The organism is Micromonospora sp. CNZ297 (assembly GCF_007827625.1).
On record NZ_VISU01000015.1, the window covers coordinates 139,241 to 155,285 of the forward strand.

The 16,045-nt window shown below is 71.4% G+C and carries 13 protein-coding genes; 5 read left to right on the forward strand and 8 right to left on the reverse strand.

Annotated elements, in window-relative coordinates; all coding sequences use genetic code 11:
• Positions 1 to 143: 143 nt before the first annotated feature.
• Positions 144 to 1,601 carry a sensor domain-containing diguanylate cyclase gene (locus FB454_RS23905; RefSeq protein ID WP_013289037.1) on the forward strand — a complete coding sequence of 486 codons (1,458 nt, stop codon included), beginning with the start codon at positions 144 to 146 and terminating at the stop codon, positions 1,599 to 1,601.
• A 156-nt stretch (positions 1,602 to 1,757) separates the two neighbouring features.
• On the opposite strand, the gene FB454_RS23910 is transcribed toward FB454_RS23905, so the two are convergent.
• Positions 1,758 to 2,819: an aspartate-semialdehyde dehydrogenase gene (locus FB454_RS23910; protein ID WP_145823507.1), complete on the reverse strand. Its 1,062-nt coding sequence runs from the start codon at positions 2,817 to 2,819 to the stop codon at positions 1,758 to 1,760.
• 6 nt (positions 2,820 to 2,825) lie between these two features.
• Positions 2,826 to 4,091: an aspartate kinase gene (locus FB454_RS23915; RefSeq protein WP_145823508.1), complete on the reverse strand. Its 1,266-nt coding sequence runs from the start codon at positions 4,089 to 4,091 to the stop codon at positions 2,826 to 2,828.
• Positions 4,092 to 4,329: 238 nt separating this feature from the next.
• On the opposite strand from FB454_RS23915, the gene FB454_RS23920 reads away from it, so the two are divergent.
• A complete protein-coding gene (locus FB454_RS23920) occupies positions 4,330 to 5,094 on the forward strand; it encodes a hypothetical protein (RefSeq protein WP_225319527.1) in 765 nt (254 codons plus the stop codon).
• Between the two features lie 270 nt (positions 5,095 to 5,364).
• Positions 5,365 to 7,110, forward strand: a complete 1,746-nt coding sequence (gene leuA / locus FB454_RS23925; protein WP_013289041.1) for a 2-isopropylmalate synthase — start codon at positions 5,365 to 5,367, stop codon at positions 7,108 to 7,110.
• Between the two features lie 122 nt (positions 7,111 to 7,232).
• On the opposite strand, the gene FB454_RS23930 is transcribed toward leuA, so the two are convergent.
• Positions 7,233 to 8,678: an MFS transporter gene (locus FB454_RS23930; RefSeq protein WP_145823509.1), complete on the reverse strand. Its 1,446-nt coding sequence runs from the start codon at positions 8,676 to 8,678 to the stop codon at positions 7,233 to 7,235.
• Between the two features lie 108 nt (positions 8,679 to 8,786).
• Between FB454_RS23930 and FB454_RS23935 the strand changes: the two genes are divergently transcribed.
• Entirely contained in the window at positions 8,787 to 9,446 is a 660-nt protein-coding gene (locus FB454_RS23935; protein WP_013289043.1) for an HNH endonuclease family protein, read from the forward strand.
• On the forward strand, positions 9,428 to 9,877 hold the full coding sequence (locus FB454_RS23940) for a hypothetical protein (RefSeq protein WP_145823510.1): 450 nt from the start codon (positions 9,428 to 9,430) through the stop codon (positions 9,875 to 9,877). The genes FB454_RS23935 and FB454_RS23940 overlap by 19 nt, the downstream gene beginning before the upstream one ends.
• Positions 9,878 to 9,930: 53 nt before the next feature.
• Here FB454_RS23940 and FB454_RS23945 read toward each other — a convergent pair whose 3' ends face one another.
• The 5 genes from FB454_RS23945 to FB454_RS23965 form a co-directional block, all read right to left on the reverse strand.
• Positions 9,931 to 11,034 carry an ABC transporter ATP-binding protein gene (locus FB454_RS23945; protein WP_013289045.1) on the reverse strand — a complete coding sequence of 368 codons (1,104 nt, stop codon included), beginning with the start codon at positions 11,032 to 11,034 and terminating at the stop codon, positions 9,931 to 9,933.
• The gene (locus tag FB454_RS23950; RefSeq protein ID WP_030273817.1) at positions 11,031 to 12,146 is read right to left on the reverse strand and encodes an ABC transporter ATP-binding protein; all 1,116 of its coding nucleotides are present in this window, start codon (positions 12,144 to 12,146) and stop codon (positions 11,031 to 11,033) included. The genes FB454_RS23945 and FB454_RS23950 overlap by 4 nt, the downstream gene beginning before the upstream one ends.
• 11 nt (positions 12,147 to 12,157) lie before the next feature.
• On the reverse strand, positions 12,158 to 13,126 hold the full coding sequence (locus tag FB454_RS23955) for an ABC transporter permease (protein ID WP_013289047.1): 969 nt from the start codon (positions 13,124 to 13,126) through the stop codon (positions 12,158 to 12,160).
• Positions 13,123 to 14,127 carry an ABC transporter permease gene (locus FB454_RS23960; RefSeq protein ID WP_013289048.1) on the reverse strand — a complete coding sequence of 335 codons (1,005 nt, stop codon included), beginning with the start codon at positions 14,125 to 14,127 and terminating at the stop codon, positions 13,123 to 13,125. The genes FB454_RS23955 and FB454_RS23960 overlap by 4 nt, the downstream gene beginning before the upstream one ends.
• 78 nt (positions 14,128 to 14,205) lie before the next feature.
• A complete protein-coding gene (locus FB454_RS23965; RefSeq protein WP_013289049.1) occupies positions 14,206 to 15,867 on the reverse strand; it encodes an ABC transporter substrate-binding protein in 1,662 nt (553 codons plus the stop codon).
• Positions 15,868 to 16,045 lie beyond the last annotated feature (178 nt).

Consider the following 16,045-nt stretch of genomic DNA (forward strand, 5'->3'; position numbering starts at 1 on the left):
TCGCCGCGCACCCTCCCCGCGCAGGCCCGCTTCTGCCCACAGGCTGTGTCCACAGCCTGTGGATAGTACATGTGTACGAAGGTCGGCGGCGGTTGCGCTGAGTACCCTTGATCGCGACCCGACCCCCTCCGAGCAGGAACGACGTGGATCACGAGCGAGTCCTCCGCGACGTCACGGTGCGCCTCCCCACGGCGTCGACCGTCCCGGAGGCGTGCCAGTGGACCGTCGCCGCGCTCGCCCGGCACACCCCGGCGACCGCCACCGTCCTGCTCCGCGTCCACGACCGTCTGCGCTGCGTCGCCGCGACCGGCGCCTGGCAGGTCTTCTCGCACGTGCCGGCGACCGCCGACGGCACCCCACCGGGCCGCCACCGGCCCGAACCCTCGGTGGTGCGGCGGGTCTACGCCTCCGGGACCACCGCCGCCGTGCCCGACGTCGGCGCCGACCCCGACTACCTCGAGGTCCGCCCGGACGTCACAGCCGAACTCTGTGTGCCGGTACGCGACCCGGACGGCCGTCCGATCGGGGTGCTCGACCTCCAGTGGAGTGAGCCGGTCGTGCTCGCGGCCTGGCGGGAGACAGCCGAACTGGTGGCGGACCGCCTCGGCGGGCGGATCGCCGCGCTCGGCGGGCCACCGGCCGAGAGCCGCAGCGAGAAGCTGTTGCGGCACGCCGCCGCGTTCACCGCCGCCCCGACCGACTGGGACCTGATGACCGCCGCACTCGCCGCGGCCCGGGACGTCTCAGCGCTCTCCGCCGCCGTACTGGTGCTCACCGGCCGGCGCGGCCCACGCCTCGGCGCGCCCACGGCCACACCGGGCGAGCTGGAGGCACGGATCCGGGCCGAGCTGGACGAGGCCGGACCGGCCGCGCTCGACCGCATGATCGACCGGGCCCACCGGTACGGCTCGGCGTACACGCTGGGCGAGGCGGGCCACCCGCCCACCGAGGAGTACCTGCCGCTGACCCGGGCCGGCGCGCGCACGCTTGTGGCGGTGCCGGTCGGCACACCGGCCTCCGGTGGCGTGCTGCTCGTCGCCGACGAGCAGCGCCTGCGCCCCGACCCGACCACAGTCAACCTGATCGAGCTGCTCGCCGGGCAGGCGTGGACCTGCCTGGACCGGCTGCGTACGCTCGCCCGGCTCCGCGAGCAGGCCAGCTCGGACCCGCTCACCGGGCTGCGGCACACCGGCCCGTTCGGGCAGCGGATCGCCACCGCCACGCCGGGGCGTACCGCGCTGCTGGCGATCGACGTGGACGGGTTCAAGGACGTCAACGACACGTACGGCCACCAGGCCGGTGACCGGCTCCTGGTGGGGCTGGCCCGGGCGCTCGAAGGCGCGCTACGTCAGGGCGACGAGCTGTACCGGACCGGCGGCGACGAGTTCGTGGCGGTGATCGAGGTGAGCCGCCCGGAGGAGGCGGTACGGATCGCCGAACGGCTCACCGAGGCGGCCCGGCGTACCGGCCGGACGATCAGCGTCGGCATCGCCCTGCCGAGACCCGGCGAGTCTCCCGAACGCACCCTGCACCGAGCCGACCAGGCCCTGTACGCGGTGAAACGCCACGGCCGAGACGGCGTCCACCTCTCCGCCGCCTGACCCACTCCGTCCGCCCCCGCCCCCGTCACCCCTCTCCCCCGCGATCTTGCACTTTAGGCCCTGGCAAATGCCGCATATACCCCACAACCAGGGCCGAAAGTGCAAGATCAACGCCGGACGGGGCGGCGGCGGGAGGGCGGCGGGAGGCGGGCCGCGTTATGGGCGGGTCAGGTCCTTGGCCAGGAGTTCGGCTATCTGGGCCGTGTTGAGGGCGGCGCCCTTGCGGAGGTTGTCGCCCGTCACGAAGAGGTCCAGAGCGCGGGGGTCGTCCACCGCGCGGCGGATCCGGCCCACCCACGAGGGGTCGGTGCCGACGGCGTCGATCGGCATCGGGAACTCCCCTGCGGCCGGGTCGTCGACCAGGATCACGCCCGGCGCGTTGCGCAGCACCTCACGGGCGCCCTCGGCGTCCACCTCGGTGGCGAAGACCGCGTGCACGGCGACCGAGTGGCCGGTCACCACCGGCACCCGTACGCAGGTGGCGGACACCTTGAGGTCGGGCAGCCCGAGGATCTTGCGCGACTCGTTGCGCAGCTTCATCTCCTCGGAGGACCAGCCGCCGTCGGCGAGCGAGCCCGCCCACGGTACGACGTTCAGCGCCAGCGGGGCCGGGAACGGACCCAGCTCGTCGCCGACTGCCTGTCGCACGTCACCGGCGCGGGAACCGAGCACCCGGTCGCCGGCGATCTTGCCGAGCTGGAGGTGCAGCGCGTCCACGCCGGCCTGGCCCGCCCCGGAGACCGCCTGGTACGACGCGAGCACCAGCTCGCGCAGCCCGTACTCGCGGTGCAGCGGCGCGACCGCCACGATCATCGCCAGCGTGGTGCAGTTGGCGTTGGCGATGATGCCCTTGGGCCGGTTGCGTACCTGCTCGGGGTTGATCTCGGGGACCACCAGCGGGACGTCGCGGTCCATCCGGAACGCGCCGGAGTTGTCCACCACCACCGCGCCGTGCGCGGCGGCGACCGGGGCCCACTCCGCGGAGACGTCGTCCGGCACGTCGAACATCGCCACGTCGACGCCGTCGAGCGCGTCGGCGGTGAGCGCCTGGACGGTCAGCTCCTCGCCCCGGCACTGCACGCGCCGGCCGGCCGACCGCTCGGAGGCGAGCAGCCGGATCTCGCCCCACACGTTGCGCCGGGAGGAGAGGATCTGGCACATCACCGTACCGACGGCACCTGTCGCCCCGACCACGGCGAGGGTGGGCAGCGACGCCATGGCGCGTTACCGCCCGGTGCCGGCGTAGACGACGGCCTCGGTGTCACCACCCAGATCGAAGGCGTCGTGGATGGCGCGGACCGCCTTGTCGAGGTCGGTGTCGCGGCAGACCACGGAGACCCGGATCTCCGACGTGGAGATCATCTCGATGTTCACGCCGGCCGCGCCGAGGGCGGCGAAGAAGCCGGCGGCCACGCCCGGGTGCGAGCGCATGCCCGCGCCGATGAGGGAGACCTTGCCGACGTGGTCGTCGTACAGCAGGCCCTTGAACTTGACCGACTCCTGGATCTTGCTGAGCGCGGTCATCGCGGTCGGGCCGTCGGCCTTGGGCAGCGTGAACGAGATGTCCGTGCGGCCGGTGCCCTCGGTGGACACGTTCTGCACGATCATGTCGATGTTGATCTCCGCGCCGGCCACGGTGTCGAAGATCGACGCGGCGGCGCCCGGCTCGTCGGGCACGCCGACGATCGTGATCTTCGCTTCGCTGCGGTCGTGGGCGACCCCGGTGATCAGTGCCTGTTCCACAGGAAGGTCCTCCATCGATCCGGTGACCATCGTGCCGGTGTTGGTCGAGTATGACGAACGGACGTGGATCGGCAAGCCCGCGCGCCGCGCGTACTCGACGCTGCGCAGGTGCAGCACCTTCGCGCCGCAGGCGGCCAGTTCCAGCATCTCCTCGTACGTGATCTGCTTGATGTGCCGGGCGTTCGGCACGATGCGCGGGTCGGCGGTGAAGATGCCGTCCACGTCGGTGTAGATCTCGCAGACGTCCGCCTCCAGCGCGGCGGCGAGCGCCACGGCAGTGGTGTCCGAACCGCCCCGCCCGAGCGTGGTGACGTCCTTGGTGTCCTGCGAGACGCCCTGGAAACCGGCGACGATGACCACCGCGCCCTCGTCCAGCGCGCCCTTGAGCCGCCCCGGGGTCACGTCGATGATCCGGGCCCGGCCGTGCACCGAGGTGGTGATCACGCCGGCCTGCGAACCGGTGAACGAGCGTGCCTCGTACCCCAGGTTGTGGATGGCCATGGCCAGCAGCGCCATGGAGATCCGCTCCCCGGCGGTGAGCAGCATGTCCAGCTCACGGCCCGGTGGCAGCGGGCTGACCTGGTTGGCCAGGTCGAGCAGCTCGTCGGTGGTGTCGCCCATGGCGGACACCACCACCACCACGTCGTCGCCGGCCTTGCGCGCGGCCACGATGCGCTCGGCCACCCGCTTGATCCGCTCGGCGTTGGCGACGGAGGACCCGCCGTACTTCTGCACCACGAGTGCCACGACGGTGCACTCCCTCCCAGCGACGACCCTGAGCGTGCCGACGCCGCCGGGTCTCTCGGTCCGGCGGCGCGTGTCAGACCGCCTCAGCCTATCGGGCGGGCCGCGAGGCCGGGTCGGGTGATCCCACCATCCGGCCCCGCCGTGGGGCGGCTCACCAGCCCGGGAGTACGCGACACGCCAAGCGGTACAGCCGTACGGTGGGCTGACCTGGACCCTCCCCACGACGCAGAATGAGCCGGTGCACGCTCATCGACGTGCGGCCCGCCGGCTGACCGGCGTGCTCGCGCTCACCCTGCCGGTACTGCTGGCCGCCTGCGACGGCGGCCACCCCGAGGCGGCGCCCACCGGCACCGCCGACCCGGTCCCGGTGCAGGTCGACGCCGCTCGCGAGGAACTGGCCGGACTGGCCGCCGCAGCGCAGGACCGGCACCTCACCGCCACGTACGCGTTCGCGCCCGCCGAGGGCACGCCCCGCACGGTGTCGGTGACCAGCGCCAACGACGGCAGCTGGCGGGTCGACGTGCCCGGCTGGGGGCACGCCGGCACGGTGGACGTCTCGCTCGCCGGCACGTCCGACGGGCTGTTCCAGTGCGCACTGCCCTCGGCCGGCTGGGCGCAGGCGGCGACCTGTGTCCGCCTCGGCGACGCCGACGACGCGGTGCCGCGCCGGCTCGACCCCCGCGTGCAGCACCCGTTCACCGACTGGCTGGAGGTGCTCACCGACCGGCGCGCGCCGCTCGCGGTGTCCCCCGCCGAGCCGCTGCCCGGCGCCACCGGCCCCTGCTACACGGTCGACAGCACCTCGGCATCGCTCAACGCGCCGCTGGACGTGGGCATCTACTGCTTCCGGGAGGACGGCACACCCGCGGCGGTACGGGCCGGATTCGGCACCCTGACGCTGACCGGCGAGCCCGGCGCCGCGCCGGGCACCGTCGAGCTGGCCGGTGCGGTGACAGACGGCGAGCCGGTGGGACGGGACGCCCCGAGTCCGGGGACCCCGTAGCCGGCCCCGATCCGGTGACTCTGATCCCATAGTCCGGACGAGCCTTCCCACTGCACGTCCCACCACGTAGGGTGACCTTGTCATGTGGCGCGCGTACCTTCTCCTTGGCTGCCGCGACGAGGCCTGACCGGCCGGCACCTCGTCGCGGAGTCGCTACGCGCCGTCCAGCACATCCGATCTTCTTCTCGGCACCGCCGCGCACCGTCGCCCGGCAGCCCGCCGACACCTTTCCGATCTGCTGACGCCACATGTTCCAGGGAGCACTCCGAGATGGCTCAACCTGTCACCGAGACCGATCCGTTCGCCCGCCAGCGCCCCAGCCGGATGCCGGTCCACCGCTACGTTCCGTACGACAGCGAGTTCGGCGTCGACCTGCCGGACCGCGCCTGGCCCACCCGCCGCGTCGAGGCCGCGCCCCGCTGGTGCGCAGTCGACCTCCGCGACGGCAACCAGGCCCTGATCGACCCGATGTCGCCCGAGCGCAAGCGGCGGATGTTCCAGCTCCTGGTGCAGATGGGCTACAAGGAGATCGAGGTCGGCTTCCCGTCGGCGAGCCAGACCGACTACGACTTCGTACGGCAGCTGATCGAGCAGGACCTGATCCCCGAGGACGTCACCATCCAGGTGCTGACCCAGTGCCGGGAGCACCTGATCGAGCGGACCTTCGAGTCGCTGCGCGGCGCGCACCGGGCCATCGTGCACTTCTACAACTCCACCTCGACGCTGCAGCGCCGGGTGGTCTTCGGCCTGGACCGCGACGGCATCACCGACATCGCCACCCAGGGCGCGCGGCTGTGCCAGAAGTACGCGGAGATCCACACCCCGGACACCGAGATCCACTACGAGTACTCGCCGGAGTCGTACACGGGCACCGAGCTGGAGTACGCGCTGGAGGTCTGCTCGGCGGTGATCGACGTGATCGACCCGACGCCGGACCGCAAGCTGATCATCAACCTGCCGGCCACCGTCGAGATGGCGATGCCGAACGTCTACGCCGACTCGATCGAGTGGATGCACCGGCGCCTGCCCCGGCGGGACAGCCTGGTGCTGAGCCTGCACCCGCACAACGACCGGGGCACCGGCGTGGCCGCCGCCGAGCTGGGCCTGCTGGCCGGCGCCGACCGGATCGAGGGCTGCCTGTTCGGCAACGGCGAGCGCACCGGCAACGTCGACCTGGTGACGCTGGGCCTGAACATGTTCTCCCAGGGCATCGACCCGATGATCGACTTCTCGAACATCGACGAGGTCAAGCGCGCCGTCGAGTACTGCAACCAGCTGCCGGTGCACGAGCGCCACCCGTACGCGGGCGACCTGGTCTACACCGCGTTCTCCGGCTCGCACCAGGACGCGATCAACAAGGGCTTCGCCGCGCTGAACGCCGACGCGGCGGCGGCCGGGGTGCCCGTGGACGACTTCACCTGGGCGGTGCCCTACCTGCCGATCGACCCGAAGGACCTGGGCCGCACCTACGAGGCGGTCATCCGGGTCAACTCGCAGTCCGGCAAGGGCGGCGTCGCGTACATCATGAAGACCGAGCACCAGCTCGACCTGCCGCGCCGCCTCCAGATCGAGTTCTCCGGCGTGGTGCAGCAGGTCACCGACCACGACGGCGGCGAGGTCGAGCCGGGCGCGATGTGGGAGATCTTCGCCCGCAACTACCTGGTCGACCACCAGGTCGACCCGGCCGTGAAGCTGGCCGAGTACACGATCGGCACCGTCGACGGCAAGGTCGAGATCGACGCCCGCGTCGGCTTCGGCGGCGAGACCCGCCAGCTCACCGCTGTCGGCAACGGCCCGATCGACGCGTACGTCAACGCGTTGCAGTCCCTGGGCGTGGCGGTACGCGTGCTCGACTACCACGAGCACGCGCTGTCCTCCGGTGGGGACGCGCAGGCCGCCGCGTACGTGGAGTGCGAGGTGGACGGCCGTACGGTGTGGGGCGTCGGGGTGGACGCCAACATCGTCACCGCCTCGATCAAGGCGGTCACGAGCGCGGTGAACCGCACCCGCGCCTGAGGTGCTTGAGGTGTAAGGAAGGGCCCCTTCTTAACGCATTCTGCATAGGAGGGGGCCCTTCTTAACGCCCGCGCCCGAATCGGCCCGAGTGTTAACAAGGGGCCCTTCCTCTACCGGAGGCGTTAAGAAGGGGCCCTTCCTTCCCCCCGCCGGGGGCGGTGGATCAGCACGGCGGCGAGCACCGCGCCGGCCAGCAGCAGCCCCGCGCACCACGCCAACGCCCCCCGGTACGCAGCGGCAAGCGCGCCCTTCTGCTCGTACCCGGTGCCCGACAGCCCCACCAGCAGCGGCAACGCGGCCACCGCGAGCAGACCACCGGCCCGGGACGCGGCGTTGTTGAAGCCGCTCGCCACCCCGGCGAACCGGTCCGAGACGGCGCCGAGCACAGACGTGGTCAGCGGCGCCACCACGAGCGTGAGCCCGGCGCCGAACAGCGCCACGCCCGGCAGCACGTCCACCCAGTACGACGCACCAGGCCCGACCCGGCGCAACAGCAGCAGACCCACCGCGGCGATCACCGGCCCGACGGTGAGCGGCAGCCGGGGGCCGATGCGGGCCGACAGCGCGCCGGCGCGCGGCGAGCCGACCAGCAGCAGCACAGTCATCGGCACGGTGGCCAGGCCGGTGAGCAGCGCCGACCAGCCGACCACGTTCTGCAGGTAGACGGCGAGGAAGAAGGTGAACCCGCCGAGCGCCGCGTACACGACGACTGTGAAGACGTTCAGCACGGAGAACAGCCGGCTGGAGAACAGCCCGGTGGGCAGCATCGCGGTGTCGCCGCGCCGCCGCTCGACCAGCACGAAGACCACCACGGCGACCACCCCGAGCACCGCCGCGACCAGCACCGCCGGGGAGTCCAGGCCGCGCGCCGGGGCGTCGATGAGCGCGTACGTGACACCGCCGAGCGCGAGCGCGCCGAGCAGCGCGCCCGCCACGTCGAACCGCCGCCGCCCGCCCCCGGTGCGGGATATCTCCTCGTCCCGGCTCTCCGGCACCCAGCGCAGCGCGGCGAGCACCACGCCGACGGCCAGCGGCAGGTTGACGAAGAAGATCCACCGCCAGGAGAGCGTGTCGATCAGCCAGCCGCCGAGCAGCGGACCGAGCGCGGTGGACACACCGGACAGCCCGGACCAGGTGCCGATGGCCCGGCCCCGGTCGTCCGGGTGGAAGCTGGCCTGGAGCACGGACAGCGACCCGGGGGTGAGCAGCGCCCCGCCCGCGCCCTGGAGGAACCGGGCGGCGACGAGCCATTCGGTGTCCTGGGCCAGCCCGCAGAGCACCGACGCCACAGCGAACCAGACCACGCCGAGCAGGAAGACGCGCCGCCTGCCGAACCGGTCCCCGAGCGCGCCGCCGAGCAGCACGAACGCGGCGAGCATGAGCAGGTAGCCGTTCACGGTCCACTGAAGACCGGCGACTGTGGCGTCCAGTTCGGCGCCGAGCCGCGGCAGCGCGACGTTGACGACAGTGCTGTCCAGGAACACCATGCCGGAGGCGAGGATCGCGGCGAGCAGCGTGCCGCGTCCGGCGGCGGAGCCGGTACGCAGCGCGGGAGCGGGTGCGGTCACGTCTCACCACTCTGCCCGCCGCCCACCGTCGACGCCACGAATCGCGGAAACCGCCGCCGGGTACTGTGCGGACTCGCCCGGAGCACGCAAGCTGGAGAGGTGTCGTCTGTGCGTACGAGATCAGGAGCCCGAGCCGGGCTGGCGGCCGCGCTGAGCGCGGTGCTCGCCCTCGGCGTGGCCGGCTGCGACGTGTCGGTCACCGAGCCGGAGGCGCCGCCCAGTGCCACCGGGAACGTCAACAAGCAGCTCGGTGAGCTGACAGTGGCCACCGCCGGGTCGATGAAGGGCTACAGCCGCTCCCGCTTCCCGCACTGGCGGGACACCGGCAAGAACTGCGACGTCCGCGACAGCGTGCTGCAACGCGACGGCGAGGGCATCAAGCTGTCCGGCTGCAACGTGGTGGGCGGGCGGTGGGAGAGCGTCTACGACGGGGTGGTGCTCAACGATCCGTCGGACGTGGACATCGACCACACCGTGCCGCTGGCCGCCGCGTGGCGTTCGGGCGCGGACGAGTGGGACGACTCGAAGCGCGGCGACTTCGCCAACGACCTGACGCGGCCGCAGCTCATCGCGGTTTCGGCGCGGTCCAACCGGGCAAAGGGTGACCAGGATCCGTCCCAGTGGAAGCCGCCGAACCGGTCGTCCTGGTGTCAGTACGCGGCGGACTGGGTGACGGTCAAGCACTACTGGCGGCTGACTGTGACAAGTGCCGAGAAGGCCGCTCTCACCGACATGCTGGAGGGCTGCACATGGGCGAGCAAACCGTGACCGGGCCGGACGCCACACCGGCGCCGGAGGCAGACGCCGCACCGGCCCCGGAGACGACGGCCGGTCCCGCCTCGGCCGGGATGACGGCGGACGGCCGGCAGCCGGCGTCCGCGGACGTAGCCGGGGCGGGCATGACCGCCGACGCGGTGCCGGGCGCACCGGCCGGGGGCGCACCGGGCGGACCGGCGGACCGCACCTCGGACATCACCGCAGGTCCGGGCGGGGTCATGACCGACGAGGTGGGCGTGGTGACCGGCGAGTTGACGCTGCGCACCGAGCACGCCGACGGCCGGGTGACGCTGCGGGTGCAGTACAAGGACGCCGACGAGTGGTACGCGGTCACCGGCGGTTCCGCGCCGCTGGCCGACCCGGCCGCGCTCGACGCCGTGCACACGATCGCGGTGGGCCTGCTCAACCGCCCCGAGGGCTGACCGACGACAAGGCGCGCCCCCACCCGGCCCGGGTGGGGGCACGCTTCGTCGTGTCAGACGTACGATCCGGGCTCGCTGGGCGCGGAGACCACGCCCGGCTCCTCGCCCTCACCCTCCGGCCGGGTGATCTTCGCGGTCACCTCGTGCGGGCGCAGCTCACCGGCGGCGATCTTCTCGGCCCAGTGGCAGGCCACCCGGCTGGCGCCGATCTGGCGCAGCTCCGGCCGCTCGTCGGCGCAGCGGGTCGGCTGCGCCCACGGGCAGCGGGTGTGGAACCGGCAGCCCGACGGCGGGTTGGCCGGCGACGGCAGGTCACCGGCGAGGAGAATGCGCTCGCGCCGGTCCTCCACGTCCGGGTCCGGCACCGGCACCGCCGACATCAGCGCCCGGGTGTACGGGTGCAGCGGCTCGGTGTAGAGCCGGTCGCTCGGCGCCTCCTCCACCAGCGCGCCCAGGTACATCACGCCGACGATGTCGGAGATGTGCCGCACCACGGCCAGGTCGTGCGCGATGACCAGGTAGGTCAGGCCGAGGCTGTCCTGGAGTTCGTCGAGCAGGTTCACCACCTGCGCCTGGATCGAGACGTCCAGCGCGGAGACCGGCTCGTCGGCGACGATCAGCTCCGGGCCGAGGACCAGCGCGCGGGCGATGCCGATGCGCTGGCGCTGGCCGCCGGAGAACTCGTGCGGGTAGCGGGACAGCGCCCACTTCGGCAGGCCCACCGCGTCGAGCGTCTCGCCGATGATCCGCCGCCGGTCGTCCCGGTTCGCGCCGATGCCGTGGGTCTGGAGGCCCTCGGTCAGGATCGACTCGACGTTCTGCCGGGGGTCCAGGCTGGACATCGGATCCTGGAAGATCATCTGCATCCGGCGGCGCATCGCGCGCAGTTTGCCGGCGGGGAGCGTGGTCAGCTCGACGCCGTCGAACTTCACCTCGCCGCTGGTCGGCGGGTTGAGCTGGAGCAGCGCCCGGCCGAGCGTGGACTTGCCGCAGCCCGACTCGCCCACCAGCCCGTACGTCTTGCCGCGCGGGATGCTCAGGTCGACCCCGTCGACCGCCTTGACGTGCCCGACCGTGCGGTCGAAGATCACGCCCCGGCGGATCGGGAAGTGCACCTTCAGATCGCGGACCTCGACGAGGATGTCGTTGTCGCTCATGGGGTCTCCTCCTCGCGCGGAGCCGGTCCGAAGCCGGGCACGGCGGGCGGGTCGGCCGGCTCGGCCTGGGCCGGCACCGCACCCGGTTCGGCGGTCGTCGGCGCGGTCGCGCGGGCGTCCGCCTCCGGGGTCAGGCCGGGGACCGGCACCGGGTTGACGCAGCGGTAGCTGCGCGCGTCGTGGGTCAGCACCAGCTCCGGCGGCTCGCCCACACACGCGTCGACGCGGCGGGCGCAGCGCGGGGCGAACGCGCAGCCGTCCGGCCAGGGCAGCACGTCGCGCACCGAGCCGGGGATGGGGTTCAGCCGTTCGCCGCGGCCGGCGTCCAGGCGCGGCACCGAACCGAGCAACCCCTCGGTGTACGGGTGCCGGGGCTGGCGGAACAGCGGACGACGGGTGGCCGTCTCCACCACCCGGCCGGCGTAGAGCACGTTGATGGTGTCGCACATGCCGGCCACCACGCCGAGGTCGTGAGTGATCATCACCAGTGCGGTGCCGGAGTCCCGGACCAGGTCCTTGAGCAGCTCCAGGATCTGCGCCTGGATGGTGACGTCGAGCGCGGTGGTCGGCTCGTCGGCGATCAGCAGCCGGGGCTGGCAGGCGACAGCCATGGCGATCAGCGCCCGCTGCCGCATGCCGCCGGAGAGCTGGTGCGGGTACTCCTTGAGCCGCCGCCGCGGGTCCGGGATGCCCACCCGGTCGAGCAGGGCGGCCGCCTCCTTGGTGGCCGCCTCGCCCTTCATGCCCCGGTGCCGGGCCAGCACCTCGGTCACCTGGAGCCCGATCGGGATGACCGGGTTCAGCGAGGACAGCGGGTCCTGGAAGATCATCGCCACGTCCCGGCCACGGATGTCGCGGCGGGACCGGTCGTCGAGCTGGAGCAGGTCGGTGCCGTCGAAGACCGCCTTGCCGCCCACGCGCAGGCCCGGCTGCTTGGGCAGCAGGCCCATGATGGCCAGCGACGTGACGCTCTTGCCGCAGCCGGACTCGCCGACCAGGCCGACCACCTCGCCGGCGTCGACCGAGAAGGACACCCCGTCCACCGCGTGCACGGTGCGCTGCCCACGACGGGCGAACGTGACGGAGAGGTCGTCCACTTCGAGCAGTGCCATGACTGACTGACCTACTTCCGCAGCTTTGGATCGAGGGCCTCGCGCATCGCCTCACCGAGCAGGGTGAACCCGAGCGCGGTGATGATGATGCCGAGCGCCGGATAGATCGCCAGGCCGGGCCGGATGCCCAGGTACGGCTGCGCGTCGGCGAGCATGACGCCCCACTCCGGGATGGCCGAGTCGGGGTTGCCGAGACCGAGGAAGGACAGCGCGGCCGCCTCGATGATCGCGGTGGCCAGTGTCAGCGTGGCCTGCACGATGACCGGGGCGATCGAGTTCGGCACCACGTGGGTGAGGGCGATCCTGGAGCGCTTCACGCCGAGCGACGTCGCGGCCAGCACGTAGTCGCTGTTGGCCTGCGCGATCATCGAGCCGCGCAGCAGCCGGGCGAAGATCGGCACGGACACCACACCGACGGCGATCATCACGGTGGTGAGGCTGGCGCCGAGCAGCGCCGCGATGCTCACCGCGAGCAGCAGGCTCGGCATGGCCAGCAGCATGTCGATGAAGCGCATCAGGGTGGTGTCGATCCAGCGGCCCCAGCGCCCGCCGAGCCCGGCCGCGGCACCGGCGACGCCGCCGATCAGCGCGCCGACCGCGAGGCCGATCAGAGTGGAGACCACGCCGACGAGCAGCGTCTGCCGGGCGCCGACGATGAGCCGGCTGAACTCGTCCCGGCCCTGGTGGTCGAAGCCGAGCCAGTGGTCGGCGGAGACGCCCGGGATGATGCCCTGGCCGGACTTGACCAGTCCTTCGCGGATGCCGATGGAGTCCGTCGGGCTGTACGGGACGAGGAACGGCCCGATGACGGCGACCAGGACGAAGACCGCCAGGATGATGACGCCGATGACGGCCGCCGGGTTGCGCCGCAGCCGGCGGAACGCCTCCTTCCAGAGGCTCACCCCCTGCTCGTCGTCGCGGGCGGCCAGCTCGGCGAGCCGGTCGATCTTCTCGCGCTTCTTGCCAGTGGTGATGGTCATCGCACCCTCACCCTCGGGTCGATCACGCTGTAGGAGAGGTCGACCAGGAGATTCACCAGCACGTACACCACCGCAATGATCATGATGAAGCCCATCAGCACCGGGTAGTCGCGTTGGCTGATCGACTCGGCGACGAACGCGCCGATGCCGCTGAACGCGAACACGGTCTCGGTGAGCACCGCGCCGGAGAGCAGGAGACCGGTCTGCAGGCCGATCGAGGTGGCCACCGGCAGCATGGCGTTACGCAGCACGTGCCGGCGGCGTACGGTCCGCTCGGTCAGGCCCTTGGCCTCGGCGGTCCGGACGAAGTCCTCGTTGAGCACCTCCAGCACGCTGGCCCGGGTGATCCGGACGATGATCGCGAGCGGGATGCTGGCGAGCGCGATGCCCGGCAGCACGAGGTGCCAGAGCGCGTCGGCGGCGGCGTCCCACTCGCGGGTCATGAGCCCGTCGAGGACGAAGAAGTTGGTGACCCGGGTCGCCCCGATGGTCGGGTCCTGCCGGCCGCTGGAGGGGAACCAGCCCAGGTTCTCCGCGAAGATCGCCTTGAGCACGTACGCCAGGAAGAAGACCGGGATGCAGATGCCGATGAGCGATCCGCCGACCGAGGCGTGGTCGAGGAACCGGCCCCGGCGGCGGGCGGCCAGGTAGCCGAGCGGGATGCCGATGCCGACCGCGAGGATCATGGCCATCACGGTCAGCTCGACGGTGCCGGGGAACCGCTCCACGAACTCCGTGGTGACGGCCCGCTTCGTACCGGTCGAGGTGCCCAGGTCGAGCCGGATCATCCGCCGCAGGAAGCGGGCGTACTGGACCAGGATCGGCTCGTCGAGGCCGAGGTTGCGCCGGATGGCGGCGCGCGTCTCGGGCGTGCCCCGTTCTCCGAGGATCGCGGTCTCGGGCCCGCCGGGAAGTCGGTGGAGCCAGATGAACAGCAGGACGGAGAGCCCGAACAGCGTGGGTATCAGCTGTAGCAGGCGTCTGATGATGAACCGGAACACGGGCGCCTCGGAGGGTGTGCGGAGGGGTGCGGGCGGGCGCTGTGGTCACAGCGCCCGCCCGCGTACGGTGCCTTCAGATCACTTGAACTCTGCGGTCGCGTACCGCTCGTCGGTGAGCGGGCTCGCCTTGATCCCGGTCACGTCCTTGCCGAACACGATCGCCGGCGGGGAGTGCGAGATCGGCACGCCCGGCAGGAAGTCCATGATCGTCTTGTTCAGTGCCTTGTACTTCTCCGTACGGGCCGCCGCGTCGGCGGTGGTGTCGGCGTCCTTGAACTGCGCGAAGAGCTGGGGGTTGTTGAAGCCCCACTCGTCCTTCGGGCGGTCGAAGAAGGTGCCGATGAAGTTGTACGCGTCGCCGTAGTCACCGGTCCAGCCGAGGAAGTGCAGGTCGTGCTTGTTGCCGGAGGTGGTGGCGTTGAGGTAGTCCGGGCTCCACTTCAGCGGGATGGCCTGGACGTTGATGCCGACCGCCTTGAGGTCCGCCGAGAGCAGCTCGAAGATGTCCTTCGGGTTCGGCATGTACGGCCGGGTGACCTCGGTCGGGTAGTGGAACTTCAGCGTCAGGTTCGACGCGCCGGCTTCGGCCAGCAGCTGCTTGGCCTTCTCCGGGTTGTAGTCGTACTTGGTGACGTCGCCGTTCCAGCCCTCGACGGTGTCCGGGAAGAAGTTCATCGCGACCTTGGCGCCCGGGGGCAGCTTCGAGTCGACCAGGGCCTGCCGGTTCAGCGCGTGCGCGATGGCCTGCCGGACCTTCAGGTCGGCCAGCTTCGGGTTCCCCTTCTGGTTGATCGCCAGGTAGAGGATGTTGAAGGCGGGCCGGGTGAGGACGTTGAAGCCCTCCTTCTTCAGCGGCTCCACGTCCGCCGGGCCGACCAGGTCGTAGCCCTGGATGTCACCCGAGCGGAGCGCCTGCTTGCGGGCGTTCTCGTCCGAGATCGTCTTGAAGATGATGGTCTTCAGCTTGGCCTTGTCGCCGTAGTAGTCGTCGTTGCGCTCGATGGTGAGCGACTTGTTCGCGATGTCCCACGCCTTGAACTTGAACGGGCCGGTGCCGGTCGGGTGCTCCATCGCGTACGCGGGGTACTTGATGTCCTCGGCGGTGCCGGTCACGTTGCTGGCGTCGTACTGCTCCATCGCCTTGGGGCTCTGGATCGAGAACGACGGCAGCATGAGCGCGGCCGGGATCTTGCTGGAGACCCGGGTGAACGCCAGGTCCACAGTGGTGGCGTCCTTGGCGGTGCAGGACTTGAAGAGGCTCGGCGGCAGGTCCGGGTTCTCGTTCTTGGCGAACCCGCCCATGACGTCCTGCCAGTACGCGGTCACGTCCGGGCTCTGCATGAGGCCCTTGGCGTTGTACCAGCGGTCGAAGTTGGCGCAGACGGCCTCGGCGTTGAAGTCGGTGCCGTCGTGGAACTTGACGCCCGAGCGGAGCTTGAACGTCCAGGTCGTGCCCGCCGCATCCGGCGTCCAGGACTCGGCGAGGCCCGGCGTCACCTTGGTGCCGCCCTCCTCCGGACGGACCAGGGTCTCGAAGACCTGGCGCGCCACGCGCAGCGACTCACCGTCGCTGGCGAAGCTGGGGTCGAGCACCTTCGGGTCTCCGGCGACGCCGAAGACGAGGGTGTCCTTCTTGCTATCTCCGGAGCCACTCTCACGGTCGCTCTCGGCGCAGCCTGCAACCGCGAGGGCCGCGACCGCGATGGCCGCGATTGCGACCTTCGGCCTGGATGCACGCATGGTGCTTCACCTCGTCCTTGGGGGTACGGACAACGTGGTGACAGGGTCACCGATGTGCGCAGACCTTAGCCCTCGGGTGGACGGCGCGGAAACGGGCGGGGGGCGGGTTGGTATCGAATCGTGTCTGTTCCGCAACGAGGCATACGAATCGAAGGAGAATCCCTTGCGTTTCCGATGT